Here is a 24,361-nt window from a genome sequence, read left to right on the forward strand (position 1 = left end):
ACGGCATCGCACCCTCCTCGATCAACAACAAGCCGTCCGCTGCCTGCCCCCACCCCTCCACGATCATGCCCCGCACACGAAGAAGCCCCCGCTCATCGAACAGGGACTCCCTTTGCCACAACGCACTTACCTGCTCGCCGGGCGCATCGAATTCTTCGACCTTCAGCAGCCCAGTCAATCCAGCGAGACCCTCCTACGCGCGCTGCAGGCAGCGGGCGAGGCGGATGATCAGCTGCTAGGTGCGGCGATCCTGGCGCACACCGCGTTCATCCCTGGATGGGCCGGTAACCGTGAGGAAGCGGTCGAGCGCATGGTGGCCGCGCGTACTTACGCTCGCCGCGGCCCCGCCTCCGTGGAGTTCTGGGCCTGGTTGGACGCCGTCGAAGCGGAATGCGAAACCCGCTGTGGCAACACCCGCACCGCCCTCCACCTCATCGGACACGGTGAGGACGTGCTCACGGCCGGCTCCGAGCACCCGACACCGTCGTGGATGGACTGGTTCAGCCCGGCGCGACTGGCTGCCTTCAAGGGCAACACCCAACTGAAGGCCGGCCACCTACCGCAGGCACGCGCAACCCTTCTATGTGTGCTGGACGACCTGCCTGTGGAGTCCGACAAACAGCGAACAGTCGTCCTCGGCGACCTCGCGGCCGTCGAAGCCGCTGACGGGCGCCCCGAGGAGGCATGCGGCTACGCCTTCCAGGCCCTCGATCAGCTCGCCATCACCTGGTACGCGACCGGCATGGACCGCGTACGTGAAGTCCGGCGCGCGCTCGCTCCGTGGCAGAACGAGCGGTGCGTCCGCGACCTGGACGACCGGCTGTACGACTGGGGTACGACGGTCAGCGCGCTGCAGCGTTGAACTTGGCGATCTTCTCTGGCAGTTCGGCGAGCGAGTCAATGCGCATCGTCGTAATCCTGTCGGCATCGGGATCGCGTTGCTGGATGGTGCCCCACGGGCCGCGCCGGATCAAAGCGGTGAGGAGACCGGCCTCGACGGCCGGGCGAATGTCGTTGTCGAGCCGGTCTCCCACGTAAAGGATCTCGCCCGCTTCGGCCGGGGCCGCGTCGATGACGTGCTCGAAGAACGTCACATCCGGCTTGGACGCGCCCCAGTCATCGCTGGTGGCGATCATGTCAGCAGGAAGGTCCAGGCCGCGCAGAAGGCCGCCGGCGCGGACAGTCTGATTCCCCGCGATCCCGACCCACAGCCCGACCTCACGCAGCGAGGCAAGCGCAGGCCGCACGTCGGCGTACAGATCGTCCTCGCCGAACCACTCCGGCTTTCCCGCCGCAGCGCGCCTTTCTCGCTCCTCAGTCAGGACGAAGCCTGGCCGGAACTCCTGGAACGTCTCGCGATAGTCCCGGCCCTGCGCGATGACAGCCCCGAACATCGCGGCGAACGTGTGGCGAGGGACCCCTAGCCAGTCAGCCCAGGTGCCGTACTCACGGGTCTCGTTAACCAGGCACTCACCAACGTCGAACACGACAGCATGAATCATGAACGGCAGCGTAGAGCATTTCGGCAACCCCGCAACGTGGTCCCGACGGCACCGAGCGGATGACTCCGATTCCAGCGATGTCGCCCTCATCAGGTCGTCCCGACAGGGGCTGTTGCTGAGAGCAAGGGGATGGAGTGCTTCACATCCCAGCAGTAGACCCGACTCTCGCGGTCTAGCTCGACCAGTTTGGCTCGGGCGGTTTGAGAGGGCCCCACTGGGGCTCCAAACTGGCCCCAGCGAAGGGGCGCACGATGGTACATGGGGGTTGTGGCGGGTTGAAGTGGCCCCGGGCTGGGTCTTGCGGTGAGACGCTCGACGTGAACTGCGGCGTTGGGGGGACTTCGTGTGTCCTTGACCAGGAGGAGATCTTTCTCCGGATCCGTCGTGACTCATGGCGGGAAGGGCTGTCAATCCGGGCATTGGCCCGCAAGTACGGGGTGCATCGTCGGCTCGTTCGGGAGGCGTTGGCCTCGCCAGCGCCGAAGCCGCGCCGTCCACCGGTACGCCGGTCGCCGCGGCTGGATCCGTACAAGAAGACCGTCGATGACTGGTTGCGGGCGGATCTGGAAGCGCCGAAGAGACAGCGGCACACGGTCAAGCGGATCGCGGCCCGGCTGCAGCAGGAACTTGACGCCGATGTGCCCTACACGACGCTTCGTGACTATGTGTCATTGCGGCGGCCACAGATCGCCGCAGCGGCGGGGGCTCCGCGGTGAGAAACCAGTAGTAGCGCCGGGTATCCGGCCCCAACCTGGCCGCTGCCAATGATTGCCCATTTCGAACAATATGGAGAAGGCGGCCCATTCATGCTCTGCGATCGCGTGTGGATCGGTCAGTGACGGAGGGCCCTCGGCGGGAAAGGTTGCAGATCAGGCCGAAGGCTGGGTTGGATGCACCGAACTCCTCAGTGACGTTCCATTTACGGGGAAGGGCGCTGGGTCGCAGATAACGTACGAGGCTGGCCAAGACCGCAATGTACGCAGCGCCTCTGCATACTCCAGGGCCTCCGGCGGACGCGGCTGCCAGCACAGCTGCGCCGCCTTCTCTGGGCGCCTCACGCAGTCAGCGCGGCCATGGCCGGCAGCAAATCGTCCAGGTCGCGTAAATCGGGAAAGGGCGATGTCTGCCCGGCCGCCAAGAGCCCCTCGCTCGTCGTCGTGCCGGATGCCACGCCGATGATGGGTACACCGTTTTGGGAGAGCCCCGCGTTCACGCCGCTTCCCATTGCGCCTCGTCGTCTTCGTTTCTGAGCGTCTCGATCCGGTAGGATAGTTGGTTCGCTGCGGCTTCGTCGCCCTTGTCAGCGCGGCGAATGTACGATCCCAGCGTGTGGAGGTCCCGGATTCTGCACAGGATTGGGAGGCCGGGCCACTGTCGGATGTCGTAGCCGTACCGCTGGCCGAAGTCGTCCAATTCCGCATCGGTTCGTCCGAAGCGAACGCCCTGGAAGGTGTTGGCCAGGTCGATCTCGCGGGGGCCCACTGCTGCCTCGTCCCAGTCACCGAGTCGGGGTCTGGAGCCGTCCCACAGAGCATTTCCTGGGTAGGCATCCCCGTGGAGGAGTCCGTGCCCGAGTGGGAAGTCGAGTTGACGGTATTCGTCGAGGAGTTCATGCATGCGTGCCATCAGCCAATCCCTCTGATCATGGCCTAGTCCGATACTGGATGCCACGGTCGTCTTGAGGGAGGACATCGGTTGGTATTCGGGCAACGCAACTGGCGGGGGCGGCAGGTCATGCAGTCTGCGCAGCAAATCGCCGAGATGGCCGGCCAGCGATGCACTGTGCTCTTGTTGCGGGTAGTGCACCCAGAAGGTGACCGCGTAGGGGCCGCAGACCATTGGCTGGGGCAGATCGACTGGCTCCGTGGCTGGATAGCGGTTCGAGACGAGCCAGCGTGTCAACGCCACTGCCGAGCTGAGTCGTGGCGTCTGGTCTGCGGAGCTGACGCGCACCACTATGTCTTCGGCGGGGAGGAGATAGACGGACGTCGCATGCAGGTGAAGCTGGGTGAGGGATCTGTCGGAGAGCCCGGATTCGCGACAAGCTGTGCGGGCAGCGGATTCCGGAGACACCGTTACTGTCATTGCATTGGGACTTTCGGTGTGATGTCGAGCGTCTGGTAGCTGCGAGCGGCGTCCGCCAGCGCGCGAGCTGTACGGTTCCCCGCGAGTCGGGGCTGCTGTAGGAGGGTGCCGACCTTCTGCACGGCGCTGCCAATCTGCCTGATGCGCAAGTTCTCGGGCAACTGAAGGATCTCCTCGAACTGCTCGCCGGCGGCTTCGACCTCACCGGTGGCGAGACGGGCCGTGACAATGTCTAACCGCGCGAGCGCCTCGTCTCCGTATGAGCGGTCTTCCTTGGTCCCAAGCTCGTAGAGCGAGATGGCCCGTGTCGCATGCCGTTCCGCCTGCGTATGTTCACCGAGCAGGGCGTATGTCCCCCCGATGTAATACTCCTGCTTGGCCTCAGGGAACGTGAGGAGTCCCCCAAAATCCATGAGCCCGCCAGGCGCTGCCTGCTGTTCGCGAGCCTGTTGTAATGCGGCGAGCGCGCCCACAGCCCTGACTCTGTCACCCATGCGGGCAGCAGCGCGGGCCTCGATGGCCGCGATCCGGATGCGTGACTCTCCAGCAGGGGCAAAAGGCGCGGCCTGCGTAGTGTGTCTCAGAGCCAGGTGCTGGTGGGCGGACCACTCGGCGATGAGTGCGGCTGTGCCCTTCGCCCATGCCTGAAGGCCAGTGTGGTCGGCCTGCTCGGCACAGGTCCAGGCGGTGCGTATCTGGGCCATCGCGGAGCGTTCATCGCCCAGGTTCTGCGAAGCGTGGGCGAGGAGGAGACAGCTCGTTCCTGCGAGGACGAACAATTCCCTTGTCTGCCGTGGGTGCTGGCGGCCGCCGAGGAGGGCGAATAGGCGGTCTCTCGTGGAGAGGAGATCGTCGAACAGGGATTGGAGCGGGGCGTGGACGTAACCAGTGGCGATTCTCGCGAGCTCGAAGGTCAGCCCTTCCATGACGTCGTCCGTGACGTTGCTGGGGGCGACGAGCTCGGCGAACTGGAGGGATTGAGCTGCTGCCTGGGCTGCCAGACTTCGTAGGTCAGTGACGTTCGGATGGACACCTGCTGCGCCGCCGATGGCCCCTGCCAACCCGGTCGGGGCCGACAACGCCGGCGACGACGACGCCTGCTCCTGGGAGAAGGGCGGGAGCAGCTCCGTGGGGGCTCCTGCCCCTTGGAGGAATCGCGTCACCTTATCGATGTTCGTCAGGCGCCGCGCGCCGGACTCCAGCATGGACAGGAAGCCTTGGCTCAACCCGGTGAGACCGGCCATGTCGTCTTGACGCAGCCCAGCCAATTCCCGGATCAGTCTGCTTGCTCGTCCGAAGTCCCAAGAGGTCAGTGCTGATTGGACGGCTGCGTCGCGCCACACCTCGTCGGGGACGCGCCGGATGGTGGTGAGCGCGGAGCGTGATGTGCGGGAGCAGGTGGCGCACCTGTCCTCGTCGTTGTACTGGCTCAACCGACAACCGCAATCGGCACATGAGCGAACATGATCCGACATCGGTCCCCCTAAGTCTCATCCGCGCGCCACTGTACGAGGGCTTCCACCGTAGGCGTATTACTCCAGTGATACGGCCGTCATCAGGTCGAGTCTCCGCACTGGACTGTTGCAGAGGGCCGAGGGGAGGCCGCGCTTGGTGAATGCCGCCTCGTCAGGCGTACTGGCTGATGTTCGTAGGTGCACGCCCCGACCTCCTCCACGAGGACCCATCGGCGAACTGGAGCAGCGTGCCCATCGTCAACATTGACATCGAATTCCGCCCTCACTCACGGGTGTTTAGTGCGTTGTGGCAAACCGGATCTCGTTCGAGACGGGCGGTGCGGGTGACCATATGGACGAAAGTGCGTGTGGGGCCGCGGGCATGAAAGAACGGGCCCCTTGGTAGTGACGCGGTTACGACACCCAGCACGACCAAGGAAGCCCGTTGCCCGATCAGTTCAGCAGTATCGATGCGCTCACGTCCACCACGGTCACCCCTGCGTGTGACTGCTACGTGCACCGGTTCGGTTCGATCGCTCCGGGACGGCGGGCGGGCTGCTATCCGAGTGATATGACGGATGCGGAGTGGACCGAGGTCCGCTCCGCGATGCCGGTGCCGGCCTGGCTCCTCAAGCAGGGCGGCCGCCCAGAGGCACATTGCCACCGCGAGATGCTCGACGCGGTGCGCTACCTCGTCGACAACGGCGTCAAGTGGATGGCCCTGCCGGTCGACTTCCCGTACTGGCGGGCGGTCTACGACTTCTTCCGCCGCTGGCGAACCTACGACTACGTGCGTGAACTGCACGAACGCCTGCGCCGCACGGCCAGGAAACGCGCAGGCCGCAACGCCGAGTCCAGTGCGGGGATCATCGACAGCCAGTCGGTGGACGCCTCCGAGACCGTCGGTCAGGACAGTCGCGGATACGACGGCGGCAAATCACGTGACGGGCGCAAGCGCCACATCCTGACCGACACCGAGGGCCTGCTCCTGGAGGTCACCGTGACGACAGCGGACGTCCACGACTCCAAGGCGGCGCCCGCGCTGCTGGAGACGTTCATGGACCAGCCGGGCCGGCTGCTGAAACTGGTATGGGTCGACAGCGCCTATCAGGGGCCGGCCCTGGCCAAGGCGTTCGCCCGCCACGGAGTCCGGATCGAGGTTGTGCGCCGATCCGACGGACAGCGCGGATTCGTCGTACTGGCCCGCAGGTGGGTGGTGGAGCGAACGCTGAGCTGGCTCTCCCGATCACGCCGCCTCAACCGCGACCACGAACGCCGCCCCGATCACCACCAGCAGATGGTGTGGTGGGCCGCCACGATCAGGCTGTCGCGCCGGATGGCCGGCGACGCCCCACGCTGGCCGGAGAAGCGCCCCGGCCGACTGCCCCGGGCGCGGGCATGAACCGCCCGTTCTTCTCCCGCACCAACCAACCCCGCTTCTCCAACGCGTAGGCACGGTGCCGGATCCTCTCCACCTCGTTCTTGATCTCAGCCTCCCGGCCCACCGCCCGAGCCAGCTCCACCCCGCTCACCGGCCCCGACGCGGCCACCACCGCGGCGAACACCTCCCGATACAAGCCACTGAGCACCTCCTCACCCATACCCAACCGCCACACCGGCAGCCGCTCGTCATAGCCGGAGCCGGAGCCGCTCGGTTCCACAGCGGCAGCCACCCCAACATCAGACGGCACATCCACCACGCTCTCCTCGGACAGCACCGAAACGAGCTCCTCACGCCCCACCCGAGCCCGATCAACACGCTCCCGCGCGGCATTCACCTCCGCCTGAGCCTGTTCCAGAACCTCCGTCCAGGACTCCAGATCCTGCCTCGCCCGCGCCTCACGCCGTTCCATCAACCCCAGCACCGACGGCATCGCAACCTCCTCGATCAACAACAAGCCGTCCGCTGCCTGCCCCTACCCCTCCGCGAACATGCCCCGCACACGAAGAAGCCCCTGCTCATCGAACAGGGACTCCCTTTGCCACAACGCACTTAATCAATGAATTCCCGGCGCAGGACACTAGAGCCACGGTTCGGAAACCCGCCGAAGCGACCACTTCAGCGGCATCGTCCGCGAGCCCGACAGAACTCCCGGACCTACAGGAGCAGGGTTCTCGACAGTCGCCCGCACCGAGAACGCCCATCTCGCGATAGAGGCTCCGTGCCACCACGCGGTGCTCACACGCGCTGTCTGAATCGCCAGCTGATTCTAGGGCGTCTGCGATGCCGTTGTGGGCCTGTGCTTGTACGGCGCGGGCACCGATGGGTTCGGCGATGGCGAGCGCCTGCCGATGGTGCTCCAGCGACTCGCTCAGCCGGCCGAGGCCGTACGCGATCCGGCCGTTGATGTTCAGGACGTCACTGACGGTGAGGGGGCTGTTGAGGTCGGCGACCTCTGCCAGTGCGCGGTTCGCGTAGTCGAGCGCGGCCCCGGTCTGTCCCATTTCCTGCAGGGCGAGTGCCATCTCGCCATGGGCGATAGCGATGCTGCCGAAGTCGCCGACGTCTTCCAAGGCGGTCAGCGATTGGTGGAACATGGCCATGGCGTCGTCGTGCCGGCCGAGGTCCCGGAGGGCGCAGCCGAGGTTGGTGGCGGCGACGCCTTCGACACGCCGGTTTCCCACCTCGCGAGCGAAAGCCAGCCCTCGCTGTGCCAGATCACGGACTTCGTCGAACCTGTTGAAGTACAGTTCGATCGCGGCCATGGCGACCAGTGCGATGGCCTGACCGTTGACGTCGTCGACCGTTTCGCCGATCGCGATCGCGTCCCGGTGGTAGCCCATGGCCTCGTGCAAGTCGCCGAGGTAGCAGTGAAGCGTCCCCAGGTTGATCAGCGCCCGTCCCTCGGAGCGGCGATCGCCGCTGTCTCGGGTGAGTTCCAGGTTGCGCCGAGCCAGCGGCAGCGCTTCCTCGATGCGTCCAGATTGCCAGAAGGCCGCGGCGAGATGGTTCACCGTCTTCTGTTCTGCGATGCGGTTCCCGGTGCGAACCGCGGCGGTCAGGGCAAGCCGGTGTGTGGCGATCCAGTCGTCGATCCGGTTGCCAAAGAAGAAGAACTCCCAGAGGGCGTGGGGAAGCCAGATCGTGTGGACGGCCAGACCGAGGTCGGCGGCGAGATGGATGGCGGCGATCAGGTTGGCGTATTCGGCGTCCAGCCAGGCCGACGCCGCAGCGAGGTCGTCCAGCCGAGGCACCGCGAGCGGTTCCGGGACGCTGCCGTTCTCGGAGTGGGCATCCGCCGGCGTGAACTGGGCGGCGGCGACGCGGGCGGTGTGCAGGTAGTAGTCGAGCAAGCGACTCACGGCCTGATGGCGCACGGACTGCGGCTCCTCGGTCCCGACGATGGTGCGGGCATACTCGCGGAGCAGGTCGTGGAAGGCGTAGTGGCCGGGAGCGCACTGGTGGAGGAGACGGGCATCGACCAGGTCGTCGAGTAGATCGCTCACGGTGTGCCGGGGCAGTCCGGCGATCGCGGCGGCCGCGTAGGGGTCCAGGTCGTGCCCCGGGTGCAGGCCGAGGAGGCGGAACATCCGCTGCTGTGCCGGGTCGAGGTCGCGATAGGACAGTGTGAACGCGGCCGCGACGTCGCGGTCGTCGACCGACAGCTCGGCCAACCTGCCGTGCTCGGCGCGGAGGCGGGTGGCCAGCTGCTCGACCGTCCATTGCCGGCGTTTCTGCAGACGCGCGGCGGCGATCCGGACCGCGAGCGGCAGTCCTCCGCACAGGGCCACCACCTCGGCCACCGCCATCGGTTCGCCCGCGCAGCGCTCGGGCCCGGCGATAGCGGTGAACAGGCCGATCGCCTCGGCGGACGGCATGAAGCCCAAGGAGACCGGCACCGTCCCGTCCAGGGTGGGCAGCCTGCGCCGGCTGGTGACGAACACCAGACATCCGGAAGCCGCGGGCAGCAACGGACGGACTTGGGCGGCATCGGCGGCGTTGTCCAACACGACCAGGGTGCGCGTGCCGGTCAGCACCGCGCGCCACATTCCGGCGCGCTGGTCGAGATCCTCAGGGATCTTCTCGGGCGGCACCCCCTTGGCGCGCAGTAACCCGTCCAGGGCGTCGGCCGGTGTGACCGGCGTCCGCCCGGGGGTGAATCCGTGCAGATCCATGAACAGCCGACCGTCGGGATAGCGTTCGGCCAGCCGGTGGGCCAGATGCACGGCCAGTGCGGTCTTGCCCACCCCGGCCATCCCGTCGATGGCGGCGATCACCATCGGTCCGGCGCCCGCGCCGATCGCACCGGCCAGCCGGTCTAGCTCGGCTTCGCGGCCGGTGAAGTCCGCCACGTCGTAAGGCAGGAAACTGCGACCCGCGGTCCGGGGCGCCTCCGGCTCCGGCGCCGGCGGAGCCAGGTCCGGGTCGTTCCGCAGGATCCGCTGGTGCAGTTCCTGCAACCCGGTGCCCGGGTCGGCGCCGAGGTCGGCAGCCACGCGGCGGCGAGTGTCCGCGTAGACCGTCAAGGCTTCGCCGGGCCGACCGGAACGGTGGAGCGCCAGCATCCACGATGCGACCAGCCGCTCATCAGCGGGATCCAGCGCGGCCATCTCGTCGACGACGGCGTCGTGCGCGCCTAGGGCCAGATCGGCCTCGACCCGGTCGGCCAGGGTGGTCAGCCGCTGCCCGTTCAGCCCGCTACGGGCGCGCTCGGCCCAATCACCGGACACCCCGGCCAGGGGCTCGCCGCTGAACTGCGTCAGGGCCTGCCTCAGCAGTTCGGCTCGCTCCCGGTGATCCGACGCGGTCCGGGCGCGGGCGACCAGGGCACGGAAGCGGTGTACGTCGACTGATTCAGGATCGACCCGCAACGCGTAGCCGGCCGGGCCTCGGTCCAGCGACACCGAGTCGTCGGCCTGCAGGACCCCTCGCAGCCGGCTGATGTAGGTGTAGAGCTGATCCCGGCTGTGCCGGGGCGGCTGTTCGCCCCACAGCCGGTCGACCAGATCCTCCACCGACACCGCCCGACCCCGTTGCAGTAGGAGTATCGCCAGCAGGCAGCGCTGTTGGGCCCATCCCATATCGACAGGCTGCCCGTCCATGCGGATCTGGACCGGGCCCAGCACCTGGAACTCCACGCCAAGCCTCCGTCACGTAGTGAACCCATCCCAAGTCGGCCTGACTCCACAGCCCTGCGGGCCGGATCCGTCCGGGTCGGCATCGTGTTGCAGCGGACGGCAAGGATCCCTAGGAGGTTACCGCAAGGCCCAGGCCCGAGGCTGACTGAAGTCATCTGGATCTGACGCTCTCACCACGATGAGGCGTCACTGAGATAGCGGGGAGGTGACCCGAATGAACGCCACTCACGCGCCGACGACGAAGGAAGTCGTCTGGAGCTGGACCATCATGCGCGCGGCCGGGGCGGTGCTCTCTCACCGCCCCGGCCGCGCGCCCCGAACAGGACGACAGGAAGTTGCGACAGTGAACATGCGCTCCGTCCGGAACGCGGTCGGCGTGGCGGCCCTGGCAGCCGCGTTCGCCGGCACGACGGCCGGCCTCGCACCGGCCGCGTCGGCGACTGCCACCTTACCCGCGAACCCACCTGCGGCTCCGTCAGCAGGTCCGTCAGTGCGAGACAAGGAGTGGTGGATCACCTCCTGGCGCCTCGACGAGGTCTGGCGCAACACCAAGGGAGCCGGGGTGGTCGTGGCGGTCATCGACAGCGGGGTGGACACCTCGGCCCCGGAACTCGCGGGCGCGGTGCTGCCCGGGGCCGATTTCACCGCTGCCGACTTCCACAACCCCCACCCCGACTCCGGGGGCGACGGCCACGTCGACTACGACACCGAGCAGGGCCACGGCACCGCGATGGCGCTGTTCATCGCCGCCCGGGGAACCGGCAGCGGCATGATCGGAGTGGCCCCGGAGGCCAAGATCCTCCCGGTGTCCATCGTCACCCACAACGACTCGGACGCCTCGATGGTTCTGGGCATCCGCTGGGCCGCCGACCACGGCGCCAAGGTGATCAGCATTTCGCAGGCGTCACAGAGCGTGGCCTACCCGCACGACTGCCAGCCCGATGTCGGCGCGGCGATCCGGTACGCGATCGACAAGGACGCGGTCGTGGTCGCCGGCGCGGGCAACCACGCCTCCGGCACCCCCTACTACCCGGCGTCCTGTCCCGGAGTCATCTCGGTGGGCGCGGTCGACATGCACCTCAAGACGTGGGAGAACTCCCACCGCGACGCCCACGTCGCCGTCGCGGCCCCCGGAGTGGACATGCACGAGGTCAGGGCGGACCGCCGGCTGTGGGTGAGCAGCGGCACGAGCGACGCGACCGCGCTCACCTCGGCGACGATCGCCCTGATCCGCTCGAAGTACCCGCAGCTCTCCGCCCGGGACGTGGTGACCAGGATGCTGGCGACAGTCCGGCCTTCGGGCGCGGCCGGCACCCGGAACGACGAGACCGGGTACGGCTTGGTGCGCCCGTTCCAGGCGCTGACTGAGGACGTCCCCGCGGACGCGAAGAACCCGGTCTTCGACGACCTCGCGGCGACCAAGCCGCAGCCCGCACCGGGCGCGACCGGCGCAGCAGGCCTGGACGGCGCGACGCAGGCGAAGTCCTCGACGCGGGGCCTGCCCCCCGGGCTGATCGTCTTCTTCGCGGCCTCAGGCTCGGTGCTGGTCACGATCGTCGTGGCGGTGTCTGTGGCGCTGCGTCGGCGCGGCCGCAGGCGTCGAGCGGCCCAGGCCGCGCGGACGTGGTCCGCGGGCGCGCCGCCGCCGCCGTTCGGCCAGGCCGCACCGAATTCCACCGCCCCATGGGTTCAAGACCGATGAGGAGGGGAGCGGGAGCATCACCGGCGAGCAGAACCGACAGCACGCACCGCACTGTCACAGCCGAGCGGCAGGCGACCTACCGCGAGGTGTTCGCGGCCGGCGAGTTCCGCTGGCTGTTCACGGCGAAGGTGCAGTCGGACTTCGGCGACTACCTGGCCCGGGTGGCGTTGACCTTCCTGGTGTTCGGCCGCAGCCACTCCCCGGCACTGGCCGCCGCGGCGTTCGGAGTCACCTACCTTCCATGGGCGTTCGGCCCGCTCCTGTCCGTGCTGGCCGACCGCCGGCCGCGCCGCACCGTGATGCTCGCCTGCGACCTGGCCCGCGCCATCCTGTACGGGATGCTGGCGATACCCGGGCTGCCGGCGCCGGCGATCCTGGGCCTGGCGCTCGCCGCCGGCACGTTCGCAGTCCCCTTCGACATCTCCCGGTCCGTGTTGCTGCCGGAGATCCTCGACGGCGACCGCTACATCCTGGCCAGCGGTCTGGGTGTCACCGCCTCGCAGGTGGCACAGCTCGCCGGGTTCGGCGCGGGCGGCGTGCTCGTCCTCCTGCTCCACCCGGCCGGGGCACTGCTCATCGACGCCGGCACCTTCCTGGTCTCCGCCCTGCTGATCCGGGCTGGAGTGAGCCAACGGACGAAAGCCGGCGAAGGGTCCGGCAAGGGCGTGTCCGCGGTCCTGGCCGACATGGCGTCGGGCGTCCGCTACGTGTTCGCCCGGCGCACCCTGGCGGTGTACCTGATCCTGATGTGGTCGACCAGCCTGTTCGTCTACGCCTTCGAGGGCCAGGTCGCGGTGCTGGCGCAAGAGCTGCACGGCGGGCCGCGCCTGGGCGGGCTGATCCTGTCCGCCGCTCCCGTCGGAGTGGCCGTGGGCGCGACACTGCTGACTCGTCTGATCCCTCCGGACCGGCGGCTGCGCCTCGTCCTGCCACTGGTATCACTGTCCTGCGGTGTGCAGACGCTGCTGTGGACCCACCCGGGTCCGGCGCTGAGCGTGGCGGTGTTCGCCGTCGTCGGCCTCACCTCGGTCTACTTCGCGATCCTGAACCCGTTGTTCGTCCGTGACGTCGACCCGGCCTTCCGAGGCCGGGCGATGGGTGTGGCCGTCGCCGGTATCAACCTCGCTCAGGGCACGGCCGCCGTGACCGCCGGTCTGGCCTCGAGGTTCTTCAGCGTCTCCACCGTCGTGGTCCCGGGTTGTCATGGCCGTGGTTCCTCCTCAGCCCCCGCCGCCTCAATCCGTGCATGCGGTTCTCCCGCACACGGCTTACCGACGCCGTTCACCGACGGTATTCGGTTTCCCCCTGCGCCAGGGCTCGTTGGCCCTGGGCGCGGCGACGATTCCATGCAGGCTCATCAGGCCGTACTGGTTCGGCGACAGCCGGTATACCAGCCGGGACCCGCGTCGACGGTCGCCCTTGTGGCGTCCGGCGATTTGGATCACCAAGCGCCGAAGCGCATAGTCCCTGATCTTGTCGAATCGGACGGTGGAGTGGCCGTACCGGAAGTACGCCGCCCATCCCGCGAGGAACCTGTTCAGGTCCTCCACGATGTATTCGATCGGCAGCAATTGCCGGCACCGGAGCGTGAGTTCCTTGATCCGGTCTCGTGCGTGCTGCCTCGCCTTGTCACTGGGCCAGCGGGCCAAGAAGACCGTGCCACGTCCCTTCTGGTGGCCCTTGGACCGCACGAGCCTGTGGTGGAAGCCGAGGAAGTCGAACCCTCCGCCGCCCACCTGAAGCTCCACGATCCGGGTCTTGGCCTCCTTCGGCTCAAGGCCGAGCTCGGCCAGCAGCACCCGAAGCCGCGCCAGGGCGTCTTCGGCCTGCTGCCGGGACCTGCACATCACCAGAAGGTCGTCGGCGTAGCGGACCAGAACCCCGTGCTCGCGCACGTCCCAGGCCGCATCGACCTGATGGAGGTACACATTGCACATCAAGGGGCTGACATTCCCCCCTTGTGGAGTGCCGGTCACCGCCTTGCGCACCGACCCTTCGGCCATCACCCCCGCGCCCAGGATCAGGCGCAGCAGCTTCAGAACCGACTGATCGACGACCCTCTTCTCGACCTCGCGCATCAACTGATCATGCGGAATCGCCGTGAAACAGTCGGCGATGTCCGTCTCGACCACCCAACGCCTCCCCCGCCAAGCCTCATCGATGACGACTTGGAGGGCGTCGTGCGCCGCGCGCTTCGGGCGGAACCCGAAGGAGCACGGCAGGAAGTCCGCCTCGAAGACCGACTCAAGCACGATCTTCACAGCGGCCTGCGCGACCCGGTCCTTGACCGACGCGATGGCCAACGGACGCAACGCCCCGGGCTGTCCCGGCTTCGGGATCAGCACCTCACGGGCGGGAAGCGGCCGGTATCGGCCCTCGCGCAACTCGGCCTGGATCTCATCGAGGAACCGGGAGACCCCGTACTCCTCGACATCGGCCAACGTGAGCTTGTCGATGCCCGGAGCGCCGTTGTTCGCGCCCACCGCGGCCCAAGCGAGCCCCAGGACGTCCCTGCGCAGGACCTTGTCCATCAGGGCGTGGAACCGTCGCCCGGGATCGGCCTTGGCCGCCCGGTAGAGCGTGTGTTGCAGGGCACGCACCTTGCCCAGCGGAGCACTTCCGCTGGCGGCGGGACTAGCCAAAACCTCGGCACTCACCGGGCACCTCCCAATACATCAGCACGCATCGACGAAGCAGGGGTCCTTCCCTCACCGGCGGTTGTGTTGTCCGCTCGGCTCAAGCAGTACTACGACCCCCTCCGACTCCCTTCCGGCCGGCTTCCACTTCCCGGGTTCACCGGTTATAGGTCGCCACGCTCCGGCAGGACACGCAGCCTGCCGGGCCGGGGAGGGTCTCTCCAGTTCCCGCTGTCACTATCCGAACATTCCGAGCCCCTTACGCCGGGGGATCCTTCGCGGCTGCACATTCAGGATCTTCACCGCTTCCATGGCCTTCACCCGCTCCATCTAGGCTCGGCATCCCCTCGTCCCGGCCGTTTCCGACCAGGTGATGTAACGACGCGGCAGGCTTCGCTTCACGCTACGGACTGCTCGGTTGCACGCCCACCAGGGGCGCTTGACGCTGGGCTTCGCCGCCGGGATCTCTCCCGACACCGCCAGCCTGCTACTGGGCCTCCTGACAGCTACCCGGACCGGACTTCCACCGGCAAGCGACAACGAGCTTGCGGGCAAGTCATCAACCAGACATTCGATCAAATCCTTTCCCTACTGGACGCACAAGGAACCCGACCATGGTCGCGTTGCACACCTACACTGCCGGCGAAGCCGGTCTGTTCGTCAACTCCTATCTGCTGGAAACCGAATCCGGCGTGGTCGTAGTCGACACGAACCTCTTGAACGCCGACATCGACGCACTGAAGGCGCGGGTCGCCGCGGTCGGCAAGCCGCTGGAGGCCGTGTTCGTCACCCACGCCCACCCCGACCACTTCAACGGTGTGTTCGAGCTGATACGCCAGGCCCCCGAGGTTCCGGTCTACGCCACCGTCGGGGTGGCGAAGACGATCCGCGAGATCGCCGACGCCAAGCGTGCCAAGTGGTCTCCCGTGTACGGGGACCAGTGGCCGGCCCAGACCGCCTACCCAACGGTCGAGCTGAGCGACGGCCAGACGGTCGTCCTCGACGGCCTGGTCATCACCGCCCGCGAGCTGGGAGCGGCCGAAAGCCACGCCGACAGCTACCTCCTGGCAGCGGCAGACGGCGCACGACCGGTGGCGTTCATCGGTGACGTGGCGTTCCACGGCACCCACCCTTACACCGCCGACGGCCATTCCGCGTCGTGGCTGTCCGCCCTGGACACCGTCACGAAGGAACTGGGCGACATCCCTCGGCTGTACGCCGGTCACGGCGCCCCGACCGGGCCGGAGATCTTCGCCGAGCAGCGCCGCTATCTCGTGTTCTACCGCGAGACGGTCCGCCGGCTGGCCGATGGGGCCCCCGAGCTGACAGAGGCGGCCAAGACCGAACTGGAACGCGAGCTCACGCGCTTCCTGCCCGAGACCCCGCTGACCTGGATGATCCAGCTCGGCGCGGACGCGGTGGCGGCGGAGCTCCACGGGGACGGCGGTGCCTGAGGCGGCATCGCTACGCCTAGCGAGCAGGGAAGGGAGGTGGACTCGATGAACGCCACTCACGTGACGACGACGAAGGAAATCGTCTGAGCCTGCTGCCGTCGTGACGTGCCGAGGTCATCGTCCGGCTCCTGGATCCATGCCGGGGAGAACGGTCTTGTAGCGATTCGATCACGAGCACGACAAGGCCCCCTCGAAGGTTCCCCGAGGTCGATGGACGGCCCTGGACCAGGGGCTGTCCATGAAGGGCATCCTGCAACAATCGAAAGTAAGGACTCATGCATGTCTAGAACACGGCTGACAGTGTTCCTCGCCGGAACGCTGATGGCAGTCTCGGCGCTCACCGCCGGCGTCTTCGCCGCGACCCCTGCGGCCGCGGTCCCGTCCGGCTACACGGTGGAAGGCGTCGACACCTCCAACAACGATGGTGTCATCGACTGGAGCACTTCGGTCTCCGCCGGCGTGAAGTTCGGCTGGGCCAAGGCCTCTGAGGGCGACTGGATCGACCCGAACTTCAGCGCCAACTACCAGTCCGCAAAGGCGAGCGGCATCTACCTTGGCGCGTACGCCTGGGGTCGCCCGGACAAGGGGCCGGACAGCGGAAAGGGGCAGGCGGACTTCCTGGTCGATCATGCCCAGAACACCAACGACGGCAAGACCCTGCCACCACAGCTCGACATCGAATGGCCCTGGTGGACGACCGGTTTCGACTGCTACGGACTGTCGTCGAGCCAGATGGTGACGTGGATCCACGACTTCGTCAACGAGGTCCAGGACCGCACCGGACGTCCGGGCGCCATCTACACGAACACCAGCTGGTGGAATCAGTGCACCGGCGGCGACGGCTCGTTCGGCGCCAACCCGCTTGAGATCGCCAACTACTCCGGCTCTCCCACACCTCTCCCGCCGGGCTGGTCGACCGCCACCGCATGGCAGTACGCGGACAATGGGAGGTCACGAGGCCTGCCCGGGTCGCCGACCACATTCAACGGCACCTTGAATGACCTGGCCTTCTTCGCCAACGGGCAGGGCAATAGGGTGACAGGTATCGGGGATGTGTTCGGGAACGGCAGACAGAGCTTCGTGTCGATCACCGGCGATAACGCGACCTTGTACTACGGCAACGGCACCGGCAGCTACGCCAGCACCGTCTCGCTGGGCGCCGGCTGGCGCACCACCATGCAGATCGCCGGGGTCGGTGACTTCGACGGTCGCCACGCCCGGGGCATGCTGGCTCTGCGTACCGACGGCAGCCTGTGGCTCTACGACATCGTCAACAACGCCGGCAACGCCGCCCTCGCCGGCCCCGGCACCTTGGTCACCCAGGGCTTCACCAGCGCCACAAAACTCGCCGGCGTCGGGGACGTCTTCATCGACGGCCACCAGAGCTTCGTCGCGATCACAGGTGACAACGCGACCCTCTACTACGGCAACGGCCACGGCAGCTACGCCAGCACCATCTCGCTGGGCGCAGGCTGGCGCACCACCACCATGATCACCGGTGTCGGCTACTTCGACAACGCCAACCTCGGCATTCTCGCCTACCGAACCGACGGCTCAGCCTGGCTCTACGACATCTACAACAACGGCGGCTACGCCGCTATCACCACCCCTGCCCTCGTCGACAACGGCTTCACCGGGGCCGCCGCCATCGCCGGTGTCGGCAACTTCGACGGTATCCGCGGCAACGACTTCATCTACGTCCAGGGCGCCGAACACGCCCTCTACCTCGTCAGCGGAAACAACGATGGCTCCTGGCGCGCACGCAGCACGATCACTGGCGGCTGGTACTGACCCACACGGTGGGGTGCCCCGGACGACACGACACTGCCCGTCCGGCGGCGCCCTGCTCTCCGTGGTGAACACCGGCGGCGGACCGGCCAGTCACCATCAGCATCTTTTCAACGGCACGATGCATAAACATCACTGTGCGACGAATAGGATGGCAAACACGGCGGATGGTACTGGCGCTGGCACTCAGTGCGATGGCCGTCTTCGCGCCTGCGGCATCAGCCTCGGCTGATCCTGTCCCCGGCGGCACCCACTGGGTCGGGGATGGCTCTTGGGCTGGACAGGAGGGCCCGAGCTGGTGGGCCTGACGCGCCCGAACCGCCCGGTCCGCACACCGCCACGATCTCCCCGCCACGCGCCGGCCCGCACCACGACGACAGCCGGATCCAGTCCCGGCCTGCGCCTTCATGCCCCAGCATGACGGCCAACCGGGGAACGGAGAACCGCAACACACGCTCGCCAGCGGCCGGCCAGCCCCGCGGCCCCGAAATCACCGTTACGGATCGGCGTTCTGATGACGCCGAGTGCAATGCCTCTCAACGATCTCCACCAGGATCAGGCCCCTGAACTGCGCAAAGACTTCAAAGACCGGTTCTAACATCCCAACCCTTGTAAGGACGCTTTCGCCATGAAGAACGCACCAATCCGCCGTGCCCTCACGGGCCTCCTCGCCGTTGCCGCTCTCAGCGGCAGCCTCCTCGGCGCGACCCTGCCCGCCCACGCCACCGCCGCAATCACCGCCACCTCCACCGCCACCGCGATCGGGGGATCGATCACCCGGGCAGAGGTCCTTCTTCGAGCAGAGACCTGGTTCAACAAGGGCATCGCCTACAACTGGAATACCACCTATCCGGACCCTGAGGGCAGGCAGTACCGGACGGACTGCTCCGGATACGCCTCCATGGCCCTGCATCTCCCCGCCCCCGGACCCGACACGGTCGGACTGGCCGACGGCAGCGTGACCACACAGATCGCCAAAGACCAGCTCCAGCCCGGCGACCTCGTCATCGCTCCGTATTCCGGAAACGCCGGTCACGCGATCATCTTCGATCACTGGACGACTGCGGATCACAGTCGATACGTCGCCTTCCAGTTCGGAGCAACCCCCGTGCGGCATGACGAAATCGCGTATCCGAACGGCAGCGACCAGCGGACTTTCTACGCCTACCGCTACAACAACATCAGCAGTGAGAACAGGCTGACCGGTGTCGGGGATGTGTTCGGCAACGGCCGCCAGAGCTTCGTGTCGATCAACGGTGACGCCGGGACCCTGTACTACGGCAACGGCACCGGCAGCTATGAAAGCACCGCCGGACTCGGCGCCGGATGGGCCAGCACCTCGCAGCTCGCCGGCGTCGGCAAATTCGACGGCGTGCACGCCAACGGCATGCTCGCCCTCCGTACCGACGGCAGCCTGTGGCGCTACTACATCGACAACACCGGCGGCAACGCCTCACTCGCCGGCGGCTACCCCGTCACCGGGGGCTTCGCTCCCAACACGAAGATCGCCGGCGTTGGGGACGTCTTCAACAACGGCCGTCAGAGCTTCGTCGCGGTCAGCGGCGGCACCGCGACCCTGTACTACGGCAACGGCACCGGCAGCTACGAAAGCACCATCCCGCTGAGCGGCGACTGGAGCACCACCACCATGATCACCGGCGTCGGCTACTTCGACGGCGAGAACCTCGGCCTGCTCGCCTACCGCGCTGACGGCTCGACCTGGCTCTACGACATCTACAACAACAGCGGCTACGCCGCCATCACCAGCCCGAGCCTCCTCGACGCCGGCTTCGCCGGGGCCACCGCGATCGCCGGCGTCGGCTACTTCGACAGCGTCAGCGGCGCCGACTTCCTCTACGTTCAGGGCGACGCGCACGTGCTCTATCGCGTCAGCGGCACCGGCACCGGCTCCTGGCGCTCCCGCACCGCCGTCACCGGCGGCTGGATCTAGGGCGTGTGTGGGGTTGTGATCTCGTGGGCCCCCGGGTAGTAGGGACGGGGGCTTTGGGGTAGAACGGTGGGGTGTCTCGACCTCAACTTTCGGATGCTGAGTGGGAGTTCGTCTCTCCGTTCCTGCCGGTCGGTGAGTACGGGCCGTACCCGGAGAACCTGCGGGCGCACTTCGAGGGCGTCGTGTGGCGGTTCAGGAACGGGGCGAAATGGCGGGAGTTGCCCGAACGGTTCGGGCACTGGTCCACCGTTTACGGCCGGTTTCGACAGTGGCGGGATGCCGGGGTGTTCACCGCGGTGTTCCAGGGTGCGATCGCCGAGGCGGCGAAGCGGGGCTTGGTGGACCTGTCGCTGGTCAGCGTGGACTCGACCACGGTCCGGGCCCATCACGATGCTGCCGGGATGATCGTGGAGCCCGAGATCCTGGACGCGTTGGAGAAGGCCGCCGCGGAAAAAGGGGCACCAGCGAGAAACAAGGAGGTTGTCAACTTGAGTGTGTGCGTTGGGGTATGGCCTCGTGTTGGTCGGGCTCCGGTGGGGGTTACTGTCGGTGATCTTCTTCGGGGCTGATCAGAGCGGCAGTCGGTTGGGGAAGGCGAGCATGAAGTGGTTCATGGCGCGGTTCCAGCCGAGGGTTCCGGTGCCGCGGACGCGTCCGGGCGCGATGGGCCCGTCGCCGTCGATGTGCCGGCCTTCGATGCGGCGGATGCCGAGGTAAAGGAGCTTGATCGCGGCGTCGTCGCTGGGGAAGTGTCCGCGGTTCTTCAGGACCTTCCGCAGCTGGAAGTTCATGCTCTCTATGGCATTCGTCGTGTAGATCACCCGGCGTATCTCACGGTCGAATGCGAGGAAAGGTATGAACTGTTCCCAGGCCCGTTCCCATGCGGAGATCACCCCGGGTGAGGTCTTGCCGAACTCGCTGCGCAGGTCGTCCAGGGCGGTGAGGGCCTCGGACTCGGTGGCGGCGGTGTAGATCGGCTTGAGCATCGAGGCGATCTTCTTGCGGTCGGTGTAGTTGACGTATTTCATCGAGGTTCTGATCAGATGTGTGACACAGGTTTGGACCAGGGCTTTCTCCCAGACTGTGGTGATCGCCTCGGGCAGCCCGGTCAGGCCGTCGCAGCAGACGATCAGAGTGTCCTTCAGGCCGCGGTTCTTGAGCTGGGTCAGGATGTTCAGCCAGAACTTGGCGCCCTCATTGTCCTGCAGCCAGATGCCGAGCACGTTCTTGATGCCGTCGACATCGACGCCGATGACCAGGTGGGCGGCCTTGTTGGTGACCATGCCGCCGTCGCGGACCTTCACAATCAGCGCGTCGATGTAGAGGATCGGGTAGACGTCGTCCAGCGGCCGGTTTTGCCAGCTGGTGATCTCGTCCGCGACCACGTCGGTGACCTTGGAGACCAGACCGGCCGAGACCTCGGAGCCGTAGACCTCCTTCAGGTGGGAGGAAATGTCACGGGTCGTCATGCCGCGTGCGTAGAGCGAGAGGATCATGTCGTCGACCTGGGCCAGACGCCGCTTGCGTTTGGGCACGATGACCGGCTCGAAGGCCGCCTCGCGATCCCGCGGCACCTCAACGGTAACGGGACCTGCCGTCGTCGTGATCGTCTTCGGATACGAGCCGTTGCGGTTGTTGCCGCTGCCACGACCGGCCGGATCCCCTGCCTCATAGCCCAGGTGGTCGGCCATCTCGACCTGCAAGGCCCGCTCCAGGACCGCCTTCATCATCTGCTGCAGCAGACCGCCGGCGCCGTCCAGACCGATCCCCGCGTCCGCGGCGTCCGCTATCAGACCGTCGATCGCCTGCGGTGAGAGCACACCCGCCAGCCGCCGCGCAGCCTCCTCCTGCCGCCCCTGATCCTGCATCAACTCGGACTTCTCGATACTCACTGTGCGTAGTGCCCTTCATGTCGAGCCGGGGCCCAACCAACACCCAGCAAGATCAACTCCTACACACTCGAGTGAACACCCTCGGAACAAGACGGACAACCGGACCCGGAGCGGGAGGAACGACGACGCGTGAGGCGTCGCCGCAAGGCCCGGCTCGCTGCCGCTGACCTGGGGCGTTCCCGCGGCGGACTGACCACCAAGACGCACCTGTCCTGCGTGCCGCAGTGCCTGCCCCTCTCCCTCAAGATCACCGCGGGGCAAGCCGGGGACAGTCCGCAGTTCATCCCCGTCCTGAACAAGATCCGCGTCCCCGGGCCGGTCGGCCGACCCCGCACCCGGCCCGACGCAGTCGCGGGCGACAAGGCGTACTCGTCCCGCCAGAACCGTTCCCACCTGCGTAAACGTGGGATCAAAGCGGTCATCCCCGAGAAGAAGGATCAGGCCGCCCACCGCAAGAACCGCGGCTCACGCGGCGGGCGGCCCGTCACCTGGGACAAGCAGCTGTACAAGCTCCGCAACAGCGTCGAACGCACCATCAACAAGATCAAGGATTGGCGCGGCCTCGCCGTCCGCTACGACAAAAAACCCGAAAGCTACCAGGCCGGACTCGAATTATGCGCCGGCCTCCTCTGGATCCGACACCTCGGATCACAGCCTTGATCACAACTCCACACACGCCCTAGGGCGTGTCCGGCGAATCAGGTCTTGAGCCAGAGGCGGATGGCTGCGACGGTGACGGTGCCGTGGAAGACGTAGACCCTCTTGTCGTATCTCGTGGCGACCGCGCGGAAGCCCTTGAGGCGATTGATCGTTCGCTCGACTTCGTTCCTTCGCTTGTAGGCCGCGCGGTCGAAGGCGGGTGGCCGTCCCCCGGCGGAGCCGCGCGCCAGGCGGTTCTTGATCTGGTCCTTCTTCTCCGGGATGGCGTGCGGGATCTGACGTCTGCGCAGGTAGACGCGTATGCGGCGGGCGCTGTATGCCTTGTCCGCGCTGAGCGTGTCGGGCCGGGTCCGTGGGTGGCCGCCGCCTTGGCGAGGTACCCGGATCCGCTCGACGACGGCCTCGAAGACGGTGCCGTCGTGGGTCTGCCCGGGGGTGATGAGCAGGGCCAGCGGGCGCCGTTCGCCCTCGCAGGCCAGGTGGATCTTGGTGGTCAGGCCGCCGCGGGAGCGGCCGAGCCCCTCGTCGTCGCGGTGCTGGGCCGGGACCCCTTTTTTGGCCCGTTGGCGGGGGCGGCCTTGCGGGCGCCGGCGGCGTGCTGGTGAGCGCGGCACGACGTCGAGTCCACGCCGGCCTGGCTCCAGTCCAGGCGGCCCTCCGCGTCCGCGTCGGCCTGGACGGCAGCCAGGATCCGGTCCCAGCTGCCGTCGGCCGACCATCTGCGGTGACGTTCGTAGACGGTCTTCCAATTCCCGAAACGCGCAGGCAGATCACGCCAGGGCACCCCCGTCCGCTCCCGGAAGTAGATGCCGTTGACGACCTTCCGGTGGCTCTTCCACTGCCCGCCCCGATGACCGTTCGTCGGCAGGTACGGCTTCAGCCGAGCCCATTCGTCCTTGCTGAGATCACCACGCCCCATGACCCACAAACGATCAAGAACGCGGCACAGTTCCAAGATCCACCGGACACGACCTAGTACTCCGGGTCTGTACGGTGATCGGTGTATCTCCTGATCAAGGAAGCACCTGATGAGCGACGTAATCGCCTCTGTTGAGGCGGCTGAGGATGTACGTCCGGTCGAGCGGCCGGCGGATCTGCTGGACGAGCAGTTGATCGGGCAGTTGGTGGACCGGGCCCGCGCGGGCGGGCTGCAGCTGACCGGCGAGGGCGGGCTCCTGCAGCAGCTGACCAAGCGGGTGCTGGAGTCCGCCCTGGAGGGCGAGATCACCGATCACCTCGGCTACGAGAAACACGATCCGGCCGGCGCCGGCAGCGGCAACTCCCGCAACGGGGTCTGGGTCAAGACCGTGCTGACCGATGTCGGGCCAGTCGAGATTGAGGTGCCCCGGGACCGGGAGGGTAGCTTCGAGCCGCAGATCGTCAAGAAGCGGCAGCGGAGGCTGACCGGCGTCGACGAAATGGTCCTGTCGCTGTCCGCGCGTGGCCTGACCCACGGTGACATTTCCGCGCACCTGGCCGAGGTCTACGGGGCCAGCGTGTCCAAGTCGACGATCTCGACCATTACCGACAAGGTCATGGACGGGATGGCCGAGTGGCAGAACCGCCCCCTCGACTCGGTCTACCCGGTCGTCTTCATCGACTGTATCCATGTGAAGGTGCGAGACGGGCAGGTCGCCAACCGTCCGATCTACGTCGCCCTCGCAGTTACCGTCGATGGCACCCGCGACATTCTCGGGCTGTGGGCCGGTGACGGCGGCGAGGGTGCCAAGTACTGGCTCCAGGTGCTGACCGAGATCCGCAACCGCGGTGTCGCGGATGTGTGCATGGTCGTCTGCGACGGACTGAAGGGCCTGCCCGACGCGATCGGGACGGTCTGGCCGCAGGCGATCACGCAGACTTGCGTCGTTCACCTGATGCGGGCGTCGTTCCGTTACGCGGCCAGGCAGGACTGGGCCAAGATCTCCCGCGCGCTCAAGCCGATCTACACCGCACCGACCGCCGATGCGGCCGAGGAGCGGTTCCTGGAATTCCAGGAGGAATGGGGCGGCAAGTACCCGGCGATCGTGCGGTTGTGGGAAGTCGGGTTCATACTGCCTGTCCTGTTTCGTAGTTGGGGTTTGTGCGCTTGAGGTGGGAGGACGTGGCGACGCGGTTGTGCCAGTAGTCCTCGGTCTGGGGGTTCCAGGTGATGCACCAG

17 protein-coding genes and 3 pseudogenes are annotated in these 24,361 nt (G+C 67.0%); 11 read left to right on the plus strand and 9 right to left on the minus strand.

Annotated features, from left to right (window positions below; translation table 11 throughout):
- Positions 1 to 862: NsdA family TPR-like regulatory protein (locus tag QMK24_RS36585; protein WP_283471191.1), on the plus strand; the 862-nt coding region annotated here is incomplete at its 5' end.
- Here the strand turns inward: QMK24_RS36585 and QMK24_RS36590 are convergent.
- Positions 843 to 1,502, minus strand: coding sequence for an HAD family hydrolase (locus tag QMK24_RS36590; RefSeq protein WP_283471192.1), 660 nt, complete (start codon positions 1,500 to 1,502; stop codon positions 843 to 845). The genes QMK24_RS36585 and QMK24_RS36590 overlap by 20 nt on opposite strands.
- 419 nt (positions 1,503 to 1,921) lie before the next feature.
- Between QMK24_RS36590 and QMK24_RS36595 the strand changes: the two genes are divergently transcribed.
- Positions 1,922 to 2,218 carry a hypothetical protein gene (locus QMK24_RS36595; RefSeq protein WP_283471193.1) on the plus strand — a complete coding sequence of 99 codons (297 nt, stop codon included), beginning with the start codon at positions 1,922 to 1,924 and terminating at the stop codon, positions 2,216 to 2,218.
- 338 nt (positions 2,219 to 2,556) lie between these two features.
- Here QMK24_RS36595 and QMK24_RS36600 read toward each other — a convergent pair whose 3' ends face one another.
- Genes QMK24_RS36600 through QMK24_RS36610 form a run of 3 tightly spaced genes read right to left on the minus strand, consistent with a single transcriptional unit; the run spans position 2,557 to position 5,020 of the window.
- A complete protein-coding gene (locus tag QMK24_RS36600) occupies positions 2,557 to 2,715 on the minus strand; it encodes a hypothetical protein (RefSeq protein WP_283471194.1) in 159 nt (52 codons plus the stop codon).
- Positions 2,712 to 3,575, minus strand: coding sequence for a phosphotransferase family protein (locus QMK24_RS36605; protein WP_283471195.1), 864 nt, complete (start codon positions 3,573 to 3,575; stop codon positions 2,712 to 2,714). The genes QMK24_RS36600 and QMK24_RS36605 overlap by 4 nt, the downstream gene beginning before the upstream one ends.
- Before the next feature lie 8 nt (positions 3,576 to 3,583).
- Positions 3,584 to 5,020: a helix-turn-helix domain-containing protein gene (locus QMK24_RS36610; protein WP_283471196.1), complete on the minus strand. Its 1,437-nt coding sequence runs from the start codon at positions 5,018 to 5,020 to the stop codon at positions 3,584 to 3,586.
- Between the two features lie 592 nt (positions 5,021 to 5,612).
- Here QMK24_RS36610 and QMK24_RS36615 point away from each other — a divergent pair.
- The gene (locus tag QMK24_RS36615; RefSeq protein ID WP_283471197.1) at positions 5,613 to 6,443 is read left to right on the plus strand and encodes an IS5 family transposase; all 831 of its coding nucleotides are present in this window, start codon (positions 5,613 to 5,615) and stop codon (positions 6,441 to 6,443) included.
- Here the strand turns inward: QMK24_RS36615 and QMK24_RS36620 are convergent.
- Positions 6,361 to 6,915, minus strand: a complete 555-nt coding sequence (locus QMK24_RS36620) for a BAR domain-containing protein (RefSeq protein ID WP_283471198.1) — start codon at positions 6,913 to 6,915, stop codon at positions 6,361 to 6,363. The two genes, QMK24_RS36615 and QMK24_RS36620, sit on opposite strands and share 83 nt — an antisense overlap.
- An 85-nt stretch (positions 6,916 to 7,000) precedes the next feature.
- Positions 7,001 to 10,084 carry an AfsR/SARP family transcriptional regulator gene (locus QMK24_RS36625; RefSeq protein WP_349362011.1) on the minus strand — a complete coding sequence of 1,028 codons (3,084 nt, stop codon included), beginning with the start codon at positions 10,082 to 10,084 and terminating at the stop codon, positions 7,001 to 7,003.
- 526 nt (positions 10,085 to 10,610) lie between these two features.
- On the opposite strand from QMK24_RS36625, the gene QMK24_RS36630 reads away from it, so the two are divergent.
- Complete coding sequence (locus QMK24_RS36630; RefSeq protein WP_283471199.1) at positions 10,611 to 11,822, plus strand: S8 family serine peptidase; 1,212 nt, start codon at positions 10,611 to 10,613, stop codon at positions 11,820 to 11,822.
- Positions 11,819 to 12,895: pseudogene (locus QMK24_RS42105) on the plus strand (MFS transporter); the annotation flags it as partial. The gene QMK24_RS36630 and the pseudogene QMK24_RS42105, both read left to right, overlap by 4 nt.
- Before the next feature lie 195 nt (positions 12,896 to 13,090).
- Here the strand turns inward: QMK24_RS42105 and ltrA are convergent.
- Positions 13,091 to 14,479 (minus strand): group II intron reverse transcriptase/maturase, encoded by a 1,389-nt coding sequence (ltrA, locus tag QMK24_RS36640; RefSeq protein WP_283471201.1) that lies wholly within the window; start codon positions 14,477 to 14,479, stop codon positions 13,091 to 13,093.
- A gap of 602 nt (positions 14,480 to 15,081) precedes the next feature.
- On the opposite strand from ltrA, the gene QMK24_RS36645 reads away from it, so the two are divergent.
- From QMK24_RS36645 to QMK24_RS36660, 4 genes are all read left to right on the plus strand, one after another.
- The gene (locus QMK24_RS36645) at positions 15,082 to 15,912 is read left to right on the plus strand and encodes an MBL fold metallo-hydrolase (RefSeq protein ID WP_283471202.1); all 831 of its coding nucleotides are present in this window, start codon (positions 15,082 to 15,084) and stop codon (positions 15,910 to 15,912) included.
- Between the two features lie 279 nt (positions 15,913 to 16,191).
- The gene (locus QMK24_RS36650; RefSeq protein WP_283471203.1) at positions 16,192 to 17,703 is read left to right on the plus strand and encodes a GH25 family lysozyme; all 1,512 of its coding nucleotides are present in this window, start codon (positions 16,192 to 16,194) and stop codon (positions 17,701 to 17,703) included.
- A 625-nt stretch (positions 17,704 to 18,328) separates the two neighbouring features.
- A complete protein-coding gene (locus QMK24_RS36655) occupies positions 18,329 to 19,651 on the plus strand; it encodes a C40 family peptidase (protein WP_283471204.1) in 1,323 nt (440 codons plus the stop codon).
- Between the two features lie 71 nt (positions 19,652 to 19,722).
- Positions 19,723 to 20,220 carry a transposase gene (locus QMK24_RS36660; RefSeq protein WP_283471205.1) on the plus strand — a complete coding sequence of 166 codons (498 nt, stop codon included), beginning with the start codon at positions 19,723 to 19,725 and terminating at the stop codon, positions 20,218 to 20,220.
- On the opposite strand, the gene QMK24_RS36665 is transcribed toward QMK24_RS36660, so the two are convergent.
- Entirely contained in the window at positions 20,221 to 21,480 is a 1,260-nt protein-coding gene (locus tag QMK24_RS36665) for an IS256 family transposase (protein WP_283471208.1), read from the minus strand.
- Between the two features lie 180 nt (positions 21,481 to 21,660).
- Between QMK24_RS36665 and QMK24_RS36670 the strand changes: the two are divergent.
- A pseudogene (locus tag QMK24_RS36670) lies at positions 21,661 to 22,203 on the plus strand (IS5 family transposase); the annotation flags it as partial.
- Between the two features lie 38 nt (positions 22,204 to 22,241).
- Here the strand turns inward: QMK24_RS36670 and QMK24_RS36675 are convergent.
- Positions 22,242 to 23,122, minus strand: a protein-coding gene (locus QMK24_RS36675) for an IS5 family transposase (protein ID WP_502962707.1) whose coding sequence is annotated in 2 segments (ribosomal slippage) — positions 22,242 to 22,780 and positions 22,780 to 23,122 — 882 coding nt in all. Because the reading frame shifts where the segments join, the coding sequence is not laid out codon by codon here.
- 109 nt (positions 23,123 to 23,231) lie between these two features.
- Between QMK24_RS36675 and QMK24_RS36680 the strand changes: the two are divergent.
- Positions 23,232 to 24,242 (plus strand): annotated as a pseudogene (locus QMK24_RS36680) (IS256 family transposase); the annotation flags it as partial.
- Positions 24,243 to 24,361: the final 119 nt, after the last annotated feature.

The organism is Streptomyces sp. PH10-H1 (assembly GCF_030063355.1).
Taxonomy (GTDB): Bacteria; Actinomycetota; Actinomycetes; order Streptomycetales; family Streptomycetaceae; genus Actinacidiphila.

Excerpts from the sequence above, each read along its gene's own strand:
- QMK24_RS36590 (WP_283471192.1), bottom strand. The coding sequence starts at position 1,502 with ATGATTCATGCTGTCGTGTTCGACGTTGGTGAGTGCCTGGTTAACGAG.
- QMK24_RS36625 (WP_349362011.1), bottom strand. The coding sequence starts at position 10,084 with ATGGACGGGCAGCCTGTCGATATGGGATGGGCCCAACAGCGCTGCCTG.
- QMK24_RS36615 (WP_283471197.1), top strand. The coding sequence starts at position 5,613 with ATGACGGATGCGGAGTGGACCGAGGTCCGCTCCGCGATGCCGGTGCCG.
- QMK24_RS36650 (WP_283471203.1), top strand. The coding sequence starts at position 16,192 with ATGTCTAGAACACGGCTGACAGTGTTCCTCGCCGGAACGCTGATGGCA.
- QMK24_RS36620 (WP_283471198.1), bottom strand. The coding sequence starts at position 6,915 with ATGCCGTCGGTGCTGGGGTTGATGGAACGGCGTGAGGCGCGGGCGAGG.
- QMK24_RS36655 (WP_283471204.1), top strand. The coding sequence starts at position 18,329 with ATGAAGAACGCACCAATCCGCCGTGCCCTCACGGGCCTCCTCGCCGTT.